13 protein-coding genes are annotated in these 16,701 nt (G+C 57.5%); 3 read left to right on the forward strand and 10 right to left on the reverse strand.

The window, feature by feature from the left end:
• From Q6A51_RS12120 to Q6A51_RS12130, 3 genes are read right to left on the reverse strand one after another with little or no spacing between them, the layout of a single operon-like run.
• A complete protein-coding gene (locus Q6A51_RS12120) occupies positions 1 to 1,461 on the reverse strand; it encodes an AdeC/AdeK/OprM family multidrug efflux complex outer membrane factor (protein ID WP_304574889.1) in 1,461 nt (486 codons plus the stop codon).
• Positions 1,458 to 4,592 (reverse strand): efflux RND transporter permease subunit, encoded by a 3,135-nt coding sequence (locus tag Q6A51_RS12125; protein WP_201017442.1) that lies wholly within the window; start codon positions 4,590 to 4,592, stop codon positions 1,458 to 1,460. Before Q6A51_RS12125 ends, Q6A51_RS12120 begins: the two co-directional genes overlap by 4 nt.
• Before the next feature lie 3 nt (positions 4,593 to 4,595).
• Complete coding sequence (locus Q6A51_RS12130) at positions 4,596 to 5,756, reverse strand: efflux RND transporter periplasmic adaptor subunit (RefSeq protein WP_201000225.1); 1,161 nt, start codon at positions 5,754 to 5,756, stop codon at positions 4,596 to 4,598.
• Positions 5,757 to 6,000: 244 nt separating this feature from the next.
• Between Q6A51_RS12130 and Q6A51_RS12135 the strand changes: the two genes are divergently transcribed.
• The gene (locus tag Q6A51_RS12135; RefSeq protein ID WP_201000224.1) at positions 6,001 to 6,633 is read left to right on the forward strand and encodes a TetR family transcriptional regulator; all 633 of its coding nucleotides are present in this window, start codon (positions 6,001 to 6,003) and stop codon (positions 6,631 to 6,633) included.
• A 468-nt stretch (positions 6,634 to 7,101) separates the two neighbouring features.
• A complete protein-coding gene (locus Q6A51_RS12140; RefSeq protein WP_201017441.1) occupies positions 7,102 to 8,232 on the forward strand; it encodes a DUF3396 domain-containing protein in 1,131 nt (376 codons plus the stop codon).
• Between the two features lie 3 nt (positions 8,233 to 8,235).
• Here Q6A51_RS12140 and Q6A51_RS12145 read toward each other — a convergent pair whose 3' ends face one another.
• The gene (locus tag Q6A51_RS12145) at positions 8,236 to 9,738 is read right to left on the reverse strand and encodes an MDR family MFS transporter (RefSeq protein WP_304574890.1); all 1,503 of its coding nucleotides are present in this window, start codon (positions 9,736 to 9,738) and stop codon (positions 8,236 to 8,238) included.
• 102 nt (positions 9,739 to 9,840) lie between these two features.
• Entirely contained in the window at positions 9,841 to 10,011 is a 171-nt protein-coding gene (locus tag Q6A51_RS12150; protein ID WP_201017439.1) for a hypothetical protein, read from the reverse strand.
• Positions 10,012 to 10,156: 145 nt separating this feature from the next.
• Here Q6A51_RS12150 and Q6A51_RS12155 point away from each other — a divergent pair, with 145 nt between their 5' ends.
• Positions 10,157 to 10,396: a hypothetical protein gene (locus tag Q6A51_RS12155; RefSeq protein ID WP_201000220.1), complete on the forward strand. Its 240-nt coding sequence runs from the start codon at positions 10,157 to 10,159 to the stop codon at positions 10,394 to 10,396.
• On the opposite strand, the gene Q6A51_RS12160 is transcribed toward Q6A51_RS12155, so the two are convergent.
• The 5 genes from Q6A51_RS12160 to Q6A51_RS12180 all read right to left on the reverse strand — a co-directional run bounded on the left by Q6A51_RS12160 (position 10,397) and on the right by Q6A51_RS12180 (position 16,699).
• The gene (locus tag Q6A51_RS12160; protein ID WP_304574891.1) at positions 10,397 to 11,020 is read right to left on the reverse strand and encodes a flavin reductase family protein; all 624 of its coding nucleotides are present in this window, start codon (positions 11,018 to 11,020) and stop codon (positions 10,397 to 10,399) included.
• A 107-nt stretch (positions 11,021 to 11,127) separates the two neighbouring features.
• Positions 11,128 to 11,520, reverse strand: coding sequence for a hypothetical protein (locus Q6A51_RS12165; RefSeq protein WP_304574892.1), 393 nt, complete (start codon positions 11,518 to 11,520; stop codon positions 11,128 to 11,130).
• A gap of 356 nt (positions 11,521 to 11,876) precedes the next feature.
• Positions 11,877 to 13,205, reverse strand: coding sequence for an MFS transporter (locus Q6A51_RS12170; protein WP_201000217.1), 1,329 nt, complete (start codon positions 13,203 to 13,205; stop codon positions 11,877 to 11,879).
• A 183-nt stretch (positions 13,206 to 13,388) separates the two neighbouring features.
• Positions 13,389 to 14,999 carry a molecular chaperone DnaJ gene (locus Q6A51_RS12175; protein WP_304574893.1) on the reverse strand — a complete coding sequence of 537 codons (1,611 nt, stop codon included), beginning with the start codon at positions 14,997 to 14,999 and terminating at the stop codon, positions 13,389 to 13,391.
• Between the two features lie 5 nt (positions 15,000 to 15,004).
• Positions 15,005 to 16,699: a molecular chaperone HscC gene (locus Q6A51_RS12180; RefSeq protein ID WP_304574894.1), complete on the reverse strand. Its 1,695-nt coding sequence runs from the start codon at positions 16,697 to 16,699 to the stop codon at positions 15,005 to 15,007.
• Positions 16,700 to 16,701: the final 2 nt, after the last annotated feature.

A 16,701-nucleotide genomic window follows, 5' to 3' on the forward strand; every position in this document is an offset into this window, starting at 1 on the left:
TCAGAACAATTGAACTGACGGCTTCTCTTTGGCGATAGGTTCCGCGCTGCTGGTCTGCTCGTACCAGCCGCCACCGAGGGCCTTGTACAGGTTGACCTCGCTGGTGAGCTGCGACAGACGATCAGTGATCAGCGTCTGTTGCGCGCTGAACAGCGAGCGCTGTGCGTCAAGGAACGTCAGGTTGCTGTCGATCCCGATGCGGTAGCGACGCTCGGCAAGACGGTAGTAGTCCTGGTTGGCAGTGACGAAATCGCGCTGCGCCTGAAGCTGCTCGTTATAGGTCTTGCGCGAGGCCAGGCCGTCGGAGACTTCCTGGAACGCAGTCTGAATCGCCTTCTCATAGTTGGCGACGTTGATTTCCTTCTGGATCTTGGAGTAATCCAGGCTGGCGCGCAGGTTGCCGGCGTTGAAGATCGGCAGGTTGATGCTTGGCTGGAACAACCATGTGCCCGAGCCGCCCTTGAACAAACCGGACAGGTCGGGGCTGGCTGTACCGGCATTGGCCGTCAGCGTGATGCTCGGGAAGAACGCGGCACGTGCTGCACCGATATTGGCGTTGGCGGCCAGCAGGTTATGTTCGGCCTGCAGGATATCCGGACGACGTTGCAACAGGTCAGACGGCAGGCCGACCGGCATTTCGGTCAGCAGGTCGGCAGACAGTGGCTGCGCCTCTGGCAGGTTGTCAGGCAGGGCTGAGCCCAGCAGCAGGGTCAGGTTGTTCTGATCCTGTGCGACCAGTCGTTGGTACTGGGCCAGTCTGGCCTTGGCACTTTCAACCGAGGTACGCGACTGGCTCAGGTCCAGTGCCGAAGCGACACCCACTTCATTGCTGCGCGAAGTCAGGCGATAGCTTTCCTCGTAGGTCTTGAGGGTTTCCTGCGTCAGCTTGAGCAGTTCCTTGTCGGCCTGCCAGGTCAGGTAAGCGTTGGCGACGTTGGCCACCAGGCTGATCTGTGTGCTGCGGCGTGCTTCTTCGCTGGCGAAGTAAGTCTGCAAGGCCTGATCGCTGAGGCTGCGAACACGACCGAACAGATCCAGTTCATAGGAACTGATACCCAGGTTTGCCGAGTAGGAGCTGGTGATACCGGCCTCGCCACTGGTGGACATGTCGGCTGGCACGCGCTGGCGTGAGCCCGTGGCATTTGCCGACACGGCCGGGAACAGGTCGGAGCGCTGGATGCGGTATTGCGCACGGTAAGCGTCGATGTTCAGTGCCGCGACACGCAGGTCACGGTTGTTGACCAGAGCGGACTGGATCAGTTGTTGCAGTGCCGGGTCATGGAAGAACTGACGCCAGCCTTGTTCGGCGGCAGCTCTTTCGGCGGTCTCGGCTGGCAGGTACGCAGGACCTTGCGGGTACTGCGCTGCAACCGGTGATTCCGGTTGCTTGTACTCAGGAATCAAAGAGCAACCGCTGAGAATGAACGCGGTTACTGCCAGAGAAATCAGGGACTTGCTCATTGGCCAGCCTCATCGTGAGAGATAGGTTTCTGCTTGCTCTTGAAGAGCGACGATATCGATACAAAGAACAGTGGCACCCAGAAGATGGCCAGAACAACGGCAGTGATCATACCGCCAATTACGCCTGTACCAATCGAGTGTTGGCTGCCCGAGCCTGCGCCCGTGGAAATTGTCAGTGGGACAACACCCAGGATGAAGGCCATGGAGGTCATGATGATCGGACGCAGGCGCATCCGGCAAGCCTCAATTGCAGCGTCGACCAGACTCTTGCCCTGTTCGTGAAGCTCCTTGGCGAACTCCACGATCAGAATGGCGTTCTTCGCAGCCAGACCGACTGTCACCAGCAACCCTACCTGGAAGAACACGTCGTTGGACAGGCCGCGCAAGCTGGTTGCCATCAACGCACCGATGACGCCCAGTGGCACGACCAGCATGACCGCGATCGGAATCGACCAGCTTTCATACAGGGCCGCCAGACAGAGGAAGACCACCAGCAGGGAAAGAGCATACAGCGCAGGTGCCTGCGAGCCGGACAGACGTTCCTCGAAGGACAGACCTGTCCAGGAGATGCCGATGCCTGGTGGCAGTTTCTTGGCCAGTGCTTCCACTTCGGCCATGGCTTGACCAGTACTGTAGCCAGGGGCCGGTGTACCGAGAATTTCCTCTGCCGCCACGCCGTTGTAGCGCGACAGTTTAGGCGAGCCGTAGACCCACTTGCCGCTGGCAAATGCCGAGAACGGCACCATCTCGCCTGCACTGTTGCGCACATACCACTTGTTCAGGTCTTCCGGTGACATTCGTGCGCCAGAGTCGCCCTGCAGGTAGACCCTTTTGACACGACCACGGTCGATGAAGTCGTTGATATAGCGGCCACCCATTGCAATCGACAGCGTACTGTTGATGTCCGACAGCGTGATGCCCAGGGCGCTGGCGCGCTCGTCATCGATCAGCAACTGGTACTGAGGCTCATCGTTCAGGCCGTTGGGGCGGACGCCTGCCAGAACCTTGCTCTGGGACGCCATGCCCAGGAACTGGTTGCGGGCTTCCATGAGTTTCTCATGGCCTACGCCACCCTGGTCTTGCAGGTAAACGTCGAAACCGGTGGCGTTACCCAGTTCCAGAACCGATGGAGGCACTACGGCGAACACCATGGCATCGCGGAAGCTGAAGAAGTGTGCCTGGGCACGCTTGGCCAGCTCGAAGACGCTGTTTTCAGCCGAACGCTCATCCCATGGCTTGAGCATCACGAACGCAATCGCAGAGCTCTGGCCGCGACCGGCGAAGTTGAAACCGTTGACCGTGAACACCGATTTGACGGCCCCGCTTTCTTTGGTCAGCAGGTGTTCGCGCATCTTGTCGATGACTTCTTGCGTGCGCTCAGACGACGAACCCGCCGGTGTCTGGACCTGGACGAAGAGAACGCCCTGGTCTTCTTCAGGCAGGAACGCGGCCGGAATGCGAGTGAACATCCAGATCATGCCAACGCAGATCAGGACATAGCCCAGGTACGCCGGGAATTTATGCTTGAGCATATTGCCCACGCCGCGCTCGTAGCTTTCTACGCTGCGGTCGAAGGTGCGGTTGAACCAGCCGAAGAATCCACGCTTGGGTTGACCATGCTTCTCGTGATCGATCGGCTTGAGCATCGTGGCGCAAAGGGCAGGGGTGAAGATCAGGGCCACCACGACCGATAGCGCCATCGCCGAAACGATGGTGATCGAGAACTGTTTGTAGATCACCCCGGTGGAGCCACCGAAGAACGCCATTGGCAGCAGAACCGCCGACAGAACCAGTGCGATACCCACCAGTGCGCCCTGGATCTGCTCCATGGACTTGATGGTTGCCTGTCGGGGCGACAGTTTTTCTTCTGCCATGACCCGTTCGACGTTTTCCACCACGACGATGGCGTCGTCCACCAGCAAGCCGATGGCCAGGATCATGCCGAACATGGTCAGGGTGTTGATGGTGAAACCGAAGGCCGCGAGGATACCGAAAGTACCCAGCAATACCACCGGAACGGTCAATGTGGTGATGACCGTGGCGCGGAAGTTCTGCAGGAACAGGTACATCACCAGGAACACCAGGACAATCGCTTCGCCCAGGGTATGAACAACCCCGGAAATCGACTCGCTGACCACTGGAGTGGTGTCATACGGGTAAACGACTTTCATGCCCGGCGGGAAGAACGGCTCAAGGGATGAAACGGTCTTGCGGATGGCCTTGGCGGTGTCTAGTGCGTTGGCACCGGGGGCCAGCCTGATCGCAAGGCCAGAAGCCGGTTTGCCGTTGAACTGAGAGTCGACACTGTAGTTTTCCGAGCCTAGACCTACCGTGGCAACATCCTTGATGCGCACCTGGGAACCATCGGTGTTGACCTTCAGCAGAATATTGCCGAACTGCTCTGCGGTCTGCAGGCGGGTCTTGCCGATGATGGTGGCGTTCAGTTGCTGGCCGTTAATGGACGGCAGACCGCCGAGTTGCCCGGAGGAAACCTGAACGTTCTGAGCCGTGATTGCGTTGCTGACATCGACCGGAGTCAACTGGAAGTTGTTCAACTTGGCCGGGTCTAGCCAGATACGCATGGCGTATTGGGAGCCAAAGACCTGGAAGTCCCCCACACCGGAGGTCCGGGAAATCGGGTCCTGCATGTTCGATACGATGTAGTTAGCCAGGTCTTCCCTGTCCTGGCTGCCATCTTCGGACACCAGGCCGATAACCATCAGGAAGTTTCGTACTGACTTGGTTACGCGGATGCCCTGTTGCTGCACTTCCTGGGGTAGCAGCGGTGTGGCCAGGTTCAGCTTGTTCTGCACCTGGACCTGCGCCGTATCTGCGTTAGTACCCTGATTGAAGGTCGCGGTGATGGTCATGCTGCCGTCGGAGTTACTTTCCGAACTCACATAACGCAGGTTGTCGATACCGTTGAGCTGCTGCTCGATGACCTGCACCACGGTGTCCTGCACGGTCTGTGCAGAAGCGCCCGGGTAGGTCACTTGAATCGCGATGGCTGGCGGCGCGATGCTCGGGTACTGGTTGATCGGCAGGCTGAGGATCGACAAGGAGCCGATCAGCATGATCACCAGGGCAATTACCCAGGCGAAAATCGGGCGATCGATAAAGAATTTCGACATGGGTTACTCCCCTTTGCTGCCTGCGGCTTTTTCAGTGGCCGGGGCAGGCGCCGGGTTTGCTCCTTTGACGTTGGTTGCTTCTGCGACTTTCACTTCCGCGCCTGGCCTTACGTATTGCAGGCCTTCGGTGATGACACGATCACCGGCGTTCAGGCCTTCTTCGATCAGCCACTCGCTACCTACGGTGCGCTTGGCAACCAGAGTGCGAAGCTCAACCTTGTTGTCCTTGTTCACGATCAGGGCAGTCGGTGTGCCTTTCTGGTCGCGGGTCACACCTTGTTGCGGTGCGAGGATCGCCTGGGCGCTTACACCGGCTTGCAGTTGGGCGTGAACGAACATGCCTGGCAGCAGACGATGATCGGGGTTCGGGAAGACTGCACGCAGGGTTACAGAGCCTGTGCCTTGGTCGACCGAAACTTCCGAGAACTCCAGCTTGCCTTCAACCGGGTAGACGCTGGAGTCTTCCAGAGTCAGCTTGACCTTGGCGGCGTTGTCGCCTGCCTTCTGCAATTTGCCGCTTTCCAGGTCTGCACGCAGCTTGAGCATGTTGGCCGAGGACTGCACCACATCGACATAGATCGGGTCGAGTTGCTGGATGGTAGCCATGGCTTCGGTCTGGGCACTGCTGACCAGCGCACCTTCGGTGACCGCGGAGCGGCCGATACGACCGGAGATCGGTGCCAGAACCTTGGTGTAGCGCAGGTTGATCTGGGCGGTCTGCAAGGCGGCCTGGGCTTCCTGGCTGGAGGCTAATGCCGTGTCGTATTCCTGACGGCTCACTGCTTGTTCATTGACCAGTTGCTTGTAACGATCCGCCAGTGATTTGGCCGACTGCAAGGTCGCCTGTGCGCTGGTGGCGGTTGCTTCGTAAAGCGCCGGGTCGATCTGATACAGCTGCTGGCCAGCTTTTACATCGCCGCCTTCGGTGAACAGGCGCTTGAGAATGATGCCGTTGACCTGTGGACGAACTTCAGCAACACGGAAGGCTGTGGTTCGACCCGGAAGTTCGGTGGTCAGTGCATAAGGTTGGGCTTTGAGGGTGACTACGCCGACCTGAGGAATTTGAGCCGGCGGTGCCGCCTCTTCCTTTTTACTACAGCCACTGAGCAGTGTTGCCAGGGCGACGGCAGTGACCAGAACGGTAACAGCTGGCTTGAATTGCATGAAGATCCTCGGGGGCAGGAGCCTGTTTACGCAAGGGAGTTGGAGAGTGTAAAAAAATATTTCGGCTAGATAAGTAGCATGCTAATGAATATACTTACATTCACGGTTGTTTGTAAACATCTTCTTACCCGCTCATCTGCTGTGTGGAAGGGGTGATTGCAAGCTCGGGACAAGGCAGCCAAATGCCGCCCGATCACGTTTCAGGTCTTGATACACGGTTCGCAAGTCTTTGAGGTTTATTGCCATGGTCCGCCGCACCAAAGAGGAAGCCCAGGTTACTCGCAGTCATATTCTGCAGGCCGCTGAGCAAGCGTTTGATGACCGCGGCATTGCCCGCACGACGCTTGCCGACATTGCGACGCTTGCCGGCGTGACACGTGGTGCTATTTATTGGCACTTCACCAACAAGGCCGAACTGGTGCAGGCAATGCTCGACAGCCTCCGTGAGCCGCTCGAAGACATGGCCCAGGCCAGCGAAAGTGAAACTGAAGCAGATCCGCTTGGCTGGATGAGAAAACTGCTGATTCATTTGTTTCATGAAGTTGCACTTGATCCGCAGACCCGTCGCATCAATGAAATCCTTTTCCATAAATGCGAGTTCACGGATGAAATGTGTGATTTCCGACGTCAGCGTCAAGCTAACGCAATCCTGTGTCATGAACGAATCGGCCGGGCATTGAGCAATGCCGTGCGCCGGGGACAACTACCGGCCTCTCTGGACGTCAAACGCGCCTCGATCTGCCTGTTTTCCTATATCAACGGCATCATCTACCAGTGGCTGCTGGTGCCTGACAGTTTTTCGCTGTCCGGGGAAGCCGAGCAACTCGTCGATAGTTGCATGGATATGTTGCAGTACAGTCCGGCCTTGCGGGCTTGAGTGCGAACCCTGCTGTGAGGTAGGCCAATATAGCGCTGACCTGCACGCGCAGACCAGTACATAACTTCAATACGGCATGCTTTGGCGGGCTGTTTACTCACCGTTTACCTTTTCGGCGTCAGTATTGCCTGGCCAGCCGAGCATCGGGGCTTTGGGATGACACCTGCTTTGTAGGAATTAGGTAGGACATTTCTCGATGTATGTAGCTGATTTCCCAAACTGATTTCCGCGTATTGCTCCGCTATCAAACTCCCTTCAATCTTCGTCCCTTAACAAACAAACGGGAGGGAGGTTGCATGTTTTCATTGAATCTTGCGCCCATATGCTCTGAAGTCAGCAGCAACTTCACCAGTATTGAAATAGCCCTGTCTGGCTGTGAAAAGAGGGTGGCAGGCCTGATCACGGCAGACCCTTGCATGTCTGGCATGGACGCTTCCCAGATCCGACGGATCATCGGGAGGACAGACGATGTCAGAAACTGTATCTGATCCTGTGAGGTTATTGGCCCGGCTTGCCTCTCAATCTGAACATCTGGCGGTAGATTGCTCTGAAGGTGTCCCGGTCGTTCGTCTGGGGCTGATCACAACGCTGTATTTCAAGCAGGGCCATACGCAAGAGGTCAAACGACGTGTCGAGGCCTGTTTCCTGCGTTTCTACGGCGCCTTCAAACCGATGCTCAAATGGCAGCTTTACAACCGGATGCGACGTCTTACGGCCTCGGGGTTTGCTTCGTGCCGGCGTCAGGTCCTGCAAAGCTCGCCCGATGCCCAGTTCGTGTGGTCGATTGCAAGCGCCACCCAGGCGGAAGTCGCGACCTACAGCCTGTTTGTAATGAACACCTCGCAATCACAGGCAGAGAATGATCGTTCCTGTCTGAAAATGGTTTTGCCCTGGTCGTACCTGGCGGAACCCGATGGCTTGAAGCGTTATGAAACCTGGATCAGATACCTGTGCAGCGAGGTTCAGGCCGAACACGGGTTTGGCGGTCTGGCGTGTGTGTTACCGGGGGACGGGCATCATTATCTGCCGCTGGAGTATCAGTTTGCTCAGGAATACGCCGGGCTGATGGTCGATCCTGGTCCGCATATAGAAAGCCTGCGGCTGCTTGAGCATATCAAGGGCGTTGCCTGGTACACGGTATTGGGTGAGTCGTTCGTGCGGCGGCTTGGCGGCAGCGATGCTCTGCGCGGCAAGTTGAGCGGTTGCAGCGACATTGTGTTTCACGCCTACAGCAATGGCCTGATGATTCGTTCAGGAGTCGTTCCGCAACTGGGCAGCCAGGGTAAGGCGCCAGATGTCTACAGGGTGCTTAACAAGATCATCAGGCCGATTCGCTTGCAGGATACCGGCTGCCTTCACCCTTATCTGGTTCCGGGTGTGGGGTTTACCAAGGAAACCACTGCGCAGTGGTATGCCCGTTTCGACGAAAAGCCCGTCCCGCCGGTCAATTGCGGTGAGCCATGCCCCAGATCCGGTTACTGGTTCAGCAATGCCAAGGTGCGTTCCCGGCGCTTTTTCAATCAGGGCGAAATCATGCCTGTATTTGCGCATATCAAGGCTGGACGCAGCCAATGGTTCTGGGCGCAGCAGGAAGACTGAAGCCTACTTCTGTTCCGCACCGCGCAGCAGTTGGTTGGGCATGACCAGTGCCGTCGCCAGACCCAGTAGCGAGACAGCCGCACTGATCATCAATAAATGACGGAAGGTCAGCGCCAGTTCTGCACGCAAGGCTTCGAGGGCCGGACCGCTGGCGGTGTTCAGGCTATCGATCAACGCATTGCCGGCATTGCCTTCGCCACTTATCGATCCGGGTTGAAGCTGGCCGATCCCCGTGTCTTGCAGCATGGCCAGCAGCAGAGCGGACATCATCGCTACACCCACGGCGCCGCCCAGCGAGCGGAACAGATTGGAGGTACTGGTCGCTACGCCAATATCCTTGATCGCGACCGCGCTTTGCGTACCGACCAGTGAAGTGGGGAACTGCATGCCGCTGGCAATTCCGGTCAGGACCATGAACAGGCTGGTGAGCAGGATCGAGTGCGCGGGAGTGAACGCCATCCCCAGAATGGCGATGGGCATGAGTAACGCGCCGCACAGGATAAGAGGTTGATAGCGGCCGGTCACTGCGGTCCTTCTGCCAGCGCAATAGGCGCCGATGGGAATGCCCATCGCCAGTGGCAGCAGATGCAGGGCTGCGCTGTCGGCTCCCCCGCCGGTGACCGTCTGGTAACGCATTGGCATCAGGACGATCAGCGAGATAGCCTGAAAGCTGGTAAAGAACACCGCACTCCAGCAAAGCACTGCGCTGCGATTGGCAAACAGGTGCATGGGCAGCAGAGGTTCCAGCACTCTGCGCTCGTACCATGCAAAAAGCGCCAGGGTGAACAGTGCAATCCCCAGCAGTAGCAGAATCCTTGGGTGACTCAGGCCGTGGCCCTGACCGATTTCGGTGATGCCCAGCAACAGACTGGTAAGGCCGATGATCATCAACACTGTTCCCAGGTAATCGATGACCGGTTTGCGTTGCGGTACGGGCAGGCCATTCAAGGTACGGTAAGCCACGACCCAGGCCACGATGCCCAGAGGAAGATTGATCAGGAACACCCAGCGCCAGGACAGGTATTCGGTCATCAGCCCGCCCAATACAGGGCCGGCGACACTGGCAATGGCGTACATGCTGCTGAAATAGCCCTGATAGCGACCCCGTTCGCGGGGCGGGACTATGTCGGCGATGATCGCCTGGCTGACCGATACCATGCCGCCAGCCCCGATCCCTTGAAGCACTCGGGCCAGCACCAATTGCTCCATGCTTTGCGCAAACCCGCAAAACAGCGACGCCAGGGTAAACAGACCAAGCCCGAACAGCATCAGCCTGCGCCGCCCATACAAGTCACCCAGCTTGCCATAGATAGGCACAGCAACGGTCAGCGCCACCATATACGCCGCGATGACCCAGGCCAGCAGGTCGATATCCTTGAATTGAGCAGAGATCGCGGGCATCGAAACGGCCACGATCGTCTGATCCAGCGCACTGAGAAACACGGCCATCATCAGTGCGAATAAAATGCTGCGAATTGTCGGTGTAGTGTGCGCAAGACTGGTCAAGGTAAAACCCGAAACCTGGCGGGGGAAGTTGGCCAGTCTAATCCGATAGCCTGCTAATCGATAGCTGACTTTGTTTAAGGGGCGCGTGCTATTGGTTGTCGGTCATCGCAAAGCACTTAATGTTGCAGTGGTTGGTACGCAATGGCCAAAGCTGCAGATTGCGACCTTGGGTGCCTGGCGAATCATTTCAATGCGATAGGCGCCCGCCGCGTATATACCAACCACTGCGAGTACACCCAATACAGCCATGCATTTTCTTGTTTTCACTTTCATGGTGCATTCCTCATTCCCACTACAGAAAAGGACATGAAGTGATTGTAGGACAATAATTATGGGTCAGGCGGTAGGAGCGAATTTATTCGCGAAGACCGATTAGAATGCGTCCCTTCGATTTATCCAGCAGACAGGTTCGCTATCCATGGCACGCAAGGAATTCAATGAGTACGAGGCAGTTTCGGCAGTCATTCCCGGTGAAGGCGGTTACAGCGCGGCGATTGCGGTAAAGGCTTTGGAGGCGGGTGGTGCGCCACGCTTCCATCCCGTTCTGGCGGGAGAAAAATTCAAGACCGCCCATGACGCCGATCTGGCCGCGGCTCAGGAGCTTGAGCGGCTGATCGGCGTGGATGTCGAGGCTGAACTGGTGTGGGCAAACGAGTAATCAGACAGTAGGCCGGTACATCTTGAAGAGTGCTTCAGGCCCTAACTGAAAGTAGTCAGCCGGGCCACCACCACGCAGGATAGGCTCGGCTGCTGCGGTGTCATAGACGCCATCCTTGAGCAGCCACTTGGCGATATGCACCGCCACCACCTCCCCCAGAATCAGCCAGCTTGGTACCAGCTCCTTGTCGGCGCGCTGCAATTGCACGATCTGGGTGACCTTGCATTCAAACGATACTGGCGTTTCCAGTACCCGAGGCACGGCGACGATCTTCGAGGCCAGTGGTGTCAGGCCGGCCAGTTCAAACTCATTCACATCAGCTGGCACGGCTGCGCAGCTCTGGTTCATGGCCTCGGCCAGTGAGCGTGTGGACAGGTTCCAGACGAACTCGCCCGTCTGCTCGATGTTATTGAGGCTGTCTTTGCGCCCGACACTGCAAAAACCAATGATCGGGGGAATGTAGTTGAAGGCGTTGAAGAAGCTGTAGGGTGCGAGATTCAGTCTGCCCTCGGCGTCCTGGGAAGAAATCCAGCCAATGGGGCGCGGGCCTACGATAGCGTTGAAGGGATCGTGCAGCAGGCCATGACCTTTGGCTGGCTCGTAGGAGTGAATATCGTCTGACATGGCTTGATTCCTGGTAACCACGGTTTCGGAGAGTCGATCATAGTAGACCTGAGCCCAGGAACAACAAAGCCCGGCACTGGCCGGGCTTGGGTGTCATTCGGGAGGTATCAGACCCGGCGGTTTGCACCGACACGATCAGCACCGTCAGCAGCCAGACGATTTGCACCAACGCGGTCAGCGCCATCGGAAGTCAGACGGTTTGCGCCGACACGATCAGCACCGTCAGCAGCCAGACGATTTGCACCGACGCGGTCAGCGCCATCGGAAGTCAGACGGTTTGCACCGACGCGATCAGCACCGTCAGCAGCCAGACGATTTGCACCGACGCGGTCAGCACCATCGGAAGTCTGACGATTCGGGCCGATGTTGGTGTTGTTCGAACCACCTTCTGCAACGACTGGAGCGTTCAACGAATCATTGGTGTTGATGGCTGGGAGTGCAAAAGCAGTCGAAGCCAGAACAGAGAAAGCGAGGCCGAAAATCAGTTTGTTGGTTTTCATGATGGTGTCTCCAATTTGGGTCGGGTGAGTTGTCATCCCGGTATGGAGGCAATGCTACGCGGCTGGGCATTATTAAGAAGTTAATAGGATTGCTACCTACCATCGCTGAAAATGATAGTAAGTCGTATCGCCCGATTTTCGGGCCTTTCAGGTAGAAATGGCTATTGATGGTGCATTTTCTGAAAAATCTTGCAATAAAGCCTCTTGACAAATTTAAATATAAATAAATTTAAGGGCTTACATGCGAAAGGCTGTTGAAAAGCGCACCAGCCTGAAACAACTTGTCATGTTCTGTCGCCCATGAAAAAGGGCAGCCCATGACGCTGGCTGCCCTTTATCATCACTCAAACACGAGATCAGTCGGTTTCGATACGCGAATGCTTGCGGGTGTCCTTCATGAATACATACACCAGCAGCGAGCATGCGATACAGGCCGTGACATACCAGTAGTAGCCGGTTTCCATGCCGATGCTCTTGAACCACAGTGCAATGTATTCAGCCGTGCCACCGAAGATCGAGACGGTCAGTGCGTAAGGCAGGCCTACGCCCAGCGCGCGGATTTCGGTCGGGAACAGTTCGGCTTTGACCACGGCGTTGATCGAGGTGTAGCCGCTGACGATGATCAGTGCGGCCATGATCAGGAAGAACGCGCCCCACCAGGTCTGGATGGTGTGCAGGGTGGTCAGGATCGGCACGGTGCACAGGGTACCCAGTACGCCGAAGGCGATCAGGATCGGACGACGACCGATCTTGTCGGACAGCCCACCCACGACCGGTTGCAGCAGCATGAACAGGAACAGCGTCGCGGCCGAGATGGTGGTCGAGTCGCTGATGCTCATGCCTACGGTGTTCACCAGATACTTCTGCATGTAGGTGGTGTAGGTGTAGAAGGCCAGGGTGCCGCCCATGGTCAGGCCGACCACGGTCATCAGTTCCTTGGGATGACGCATCAGGGTGCGCATCAGGCTTTCTTTAGGCTTGTCGTCTTTCTGCTTGCGGGTAAAGGACTCTGTTTCTTCCATGCCGCGACGCAGGAACAGCGCAACCACGGCACACAGCGCGCCGATGGCGAACGGGATACGCCAGCCCCAGCTGTGCAGTTCTTCGGTGGTCAGGACCTGTTGCAGCACGATCAGGACAGCCAGTGCTATGAGCTGGCCGGAAATCAGGGTGACGTACTGGAAGCTGGAGAAAAAGCCGCGACGTTCCTTGGTAGCCATTTCACTGAGGTAGGTTGCCGAGGTGCCATATTCGCCACCCACCGACAGGCCCTGCAGCAGACGGGCGAAGACCAGCAGGATCGGAGCACCGACGCCGATGGTTTCATAACCCGGTGTCAGGGCAATGATCAGCGAGCCGAAGCACATCAGCAGTACCGACGCCATCAGGGCTGCCTTGCGTCCTTTGTAGTCGGCGTACAGGCCCATCAGCCAGCCACCGATCGGGCGCATCAGAAAGCCTACGGCGAAGATTGCAGCGGTGTTGAGCAGTTGAGCGGTGCTGTCGCCCTTGGGGAAGAAGACTTTGGCGAAGTACAACGAGAAAGCGGCATAGACGTACCAGTCATACCACTCGACCATGTTGCCGACCGAGCCGCTGAAGATCGACTTGAGCCGGCTGGAGGTGGATTTTTCAGCGGCGGGGGTGCCTGCCGACTCTTTCGAGAGGGAGTTGGAGATATCCATGGTGTTCCTTAAGTCATTATTTTTAGAAGGCAGCTGCACGCAGCCTGACCTGAGCTATAGCAGGAGTTGTGCCAGGCCTGAGAGGCCCGTTCCAGAGGGGGAAGGGGATTAAAATGAGCGGAAATCCGCCTATCCGGTCTTTCTGGATAAGCGGAAAATTGCCGATGGCAGCAAGATATGGGGTTAGCGAGGGTGACCGGGACCGAAAATCAGCACGGCCAGTACAAAGGCGAACATCAGACCCAGGATGATCATGACGCCCTTGCCGATATTTTCCGAGCAGTAGCTCTTGATGCGCTTCCATCTACCGGTTTTCGCTGCGCAATAGCTCTGGAGCCTGAATATCCGGTAGGGCGAAAGGGCTATCCAGGCCGCCAGAGTGATTGCGTATGTGGCCAGCGCAACCGACCCGTTATTGGCGAAGGCGATACCTGCGACGATCACCGGGATACCATGACGCAGCAGCAATGCCTGATGTCCCGGCCAACTCAGCCAGCCAGGCAGTAACCGCTTGCTCAGATATTCATCCACAGATGCAAAGGAGGCGGAAACCGGCCTCCAGAACGACATGAAGACGTGGACCACCAGAAGAATCACCACTGGAAAGCTGAGTGCCGTGAAAATCATGTAGAGCAGATCAAACTTTCCGGCTCTGGACGTAGGAACAATGCCTGCCATCAGAATGAATACGAACCCGAACAGATAGGCTCTCAGGTACGTGTTGAAATGCACCTGGTCATACAGCGTTCGCCAACTCGAAAGATCGGCGTTCGGGTATTGCTCCAGCGTCTCGGGGTAACGATAGGTCAGGTCCTGAGACAGTTGCTCGCAACCTTGCCAGACTGCCGGGTCGCTGTTTCTGGCCATGCGCAACTGAGTATCCAGCGCAGGCGGCTCAAGCAGCAGCTTCGCGGCATCGCCATGATGACTGTTCTCGTTCAGCAACTCTTGCAGGCGTTTGGCAAAACCATATCGTTCGCAACGCTCCACAAGACGTTGCCAGAGCGAAGGCGGATCGGTCGGGGCGTAATGTTTCTGATCCCAGTCAAAGAGCTGGCAGATACGCTCGAACAGGGCCGGCGTCCAGTCCCTCGTATTGATCAGCAGGGTCATGGTCCAGCGCTGAAGGTGCTCACGATGCTCCAGCTTTTCCAGCCAGGGTTGTTGCTCAAGGGTTTTCAGCTCGTCCAGGAACTGGCGCTCCTGCTGTTTTTCCAGCAGCGTTTGCAGGCGTGGCAGCACGTCATCGAGCAGGGCCTGGATCAAGCGTTTTTCCTGATGGGCACCCAGGGTCACCTTTTGCCAGGGCGTCAGCCATTGCAGTTGCGCTACAGCGGCCTTGAGCAGTTCCAGATTGTCGGCGGTGTCGATCAGGCAGTGCTGCACGAGATGCTTCTGAAACTGCGCATCCGCCCCGAGGTCCTTGGCCAACTGATGTTGCGAGTGCAGGTTCTGCGCTGTGGTCTTGTGTGCCAGCTCGTACCAGCTCTGTTCCACAGGCGGAGGCGTGCTGACAACCGTTGGCTCTGAAACCTGTACTGTCTCGACGAGTTGCAGATGCATGAGCGGTTCAGGGCTCGTATCGCTTTCTTCGTACCCGTATTCGTCCTCATCCTCGTCCGCTTCAAGGCGATTACGTGCCAGATCCAGCGCCTGCTCATAAGCGTCGCGCAATCGCTGAAAGGCGTCCGGGTCCTCATCGGGCCGGTTCACTTTCAGCAGCTTTGCGTACTGGCGTTTGATGCTGCGCTCGTCGGCGTTTCTGTCCAGCTCAAGGACGCTCCAGCAATTCATCCCTGTTACCTCTCGCCCCGCTCGAAACGATCGATCTCTTGTTCGAGGCTCTTGCGCATTTCGCTGATCTGGCGCTCATCCTGGGTTTCCAGCACTCGCTGAAACTGGCTGGCCCAGTAGCCGATCATTTCCCGGGCTTCGCCCAGATATTCCTGATACAGCCGCTCCAGGCGTGCGCTCAGGTGCGTATTGACCTGCTGTTCGCGAGGGTGAACCTTGAGCGATTCCAGCACCTTGAGGCGTTCCTGGATTTCAGCCGGGGTCATCACGCCGGGGTTGTTCTCGATCACCAGCTTGTGGCTCTGGCCGGTCATCGGGATTTGCACGTCAGCTTCCAGCAGACCGTTGTTGTCGTAGGTGAATCGCACATTCAACTCGACTTCCCCGGCCTTGGCGGGCGGGATCGGAATATCCAGCTCACCCAGGGCAATGTTGTCTTTCACCAAGCGGCTTTCGCCTTGATAAATCTTCACCAGAACATGCTTCTGATTGTCGCTCAGGGTCTGCACGGTTCTGACCCGGCTGACCGGCACCACGCTGTTGCGCTCGATGATCGGCAGGTAATGGCCGCTTTCGATGGAGGTGCCGAACCGGTTGGAGGTTTCGATACCCAGGGTGTAGGGGCACACGTCGGTCAGGACAATTTCTTCGAGCGCCGCGTCCCTTTGCTTGAGCGCCGCCTGGATGGCTGCACCCTGCGCGACCACTTCATCGGGGTTGAGGGTAATGGACGGAAAGCGCCCGAACAGACCCGCCGCGAGCTTGCGGATCAGCGGCATGCGCGTGGTGCCGCCGACCAGCAGGATTTCGTCGAGATCGGCTACGCGGATTTTCGCATCGCGCAGGGCACGCTCGATGGGGGCGCGCAAGCGCGAGAGCAATGGCGCATACAGCTCGCCCAGTTGTTCCTGGGTAATCGTCTTGCGCCATTCGCGATCGGCATGGCGCAGCACGAATTCGGCGCTGTTGTCCTGGCCCAGCGTTTTACGTACGCGCTCGGCTTCGCGGCGCAATGACGGGCCGATGTTCGTTCTGGGCGGGAAATCGGTTTCATCGCGATGCAGGCCAATGAAGTGATCGACCAGCAAGAGGTCGAAGTCTTCACCGCCAAGAAAGTTATCCCCGGCGCTGGCGCGGACTTCCATCACGCCATCGAACAGTTCGAGGATCGAGATATCGAAGGTGCCGCCGCCGAGGTCGAACACCAGAAAAGAAGTCTCGCCTTCCTTCTGGTGCAGCCCGTAGGCCAGCGCCGCGGCGGTGGGTTCATTGATCAGTTTGTCGACTTTAAGGCCTGCCAGTTCGCCAGCCACGCGAGTGGCCTTGCGCTGCGCATCGCTGAAGTAGGCCGGCACGCTGATCACCGCTTCGGTCACGGGTTCACCGAACTCACGTTCCACATCGGCCTTGAGGCTTTTCAAGACCAGTGCCGAGAGCTCTTCGGGCCGATAGCTGTTCGATCCCAGGCTGACCTTTTGCGCGCTGCCCATATGGCGCTTGAACAGCGCAGCGGTTCTGGCCGGATGGGTTTGCAGGCGTTCGCGTGCAGCTTTGCCCACCAGGATCTGATCATCGTCGTCCAGTCCTACCACGCTGGGCGTCAGCATCTCGCCCAGTGCGTTGGCAACCAGTCGGGTTTTACCATCGCGCCAGACGGCGACCAGACTATTGGTCGTGCCCAAATCTATACCGACGATCATGT

The organism is Pseudomonas serbiensis, assembly GCF_030580745.1.
Lineage (GTDB): Bacteria > Pseudomonadota > Gammaproteobacteria > Pseudomonadales > Pseudomonadaceae > Aquipseudomonas > Aquipseudomonas serbiensis.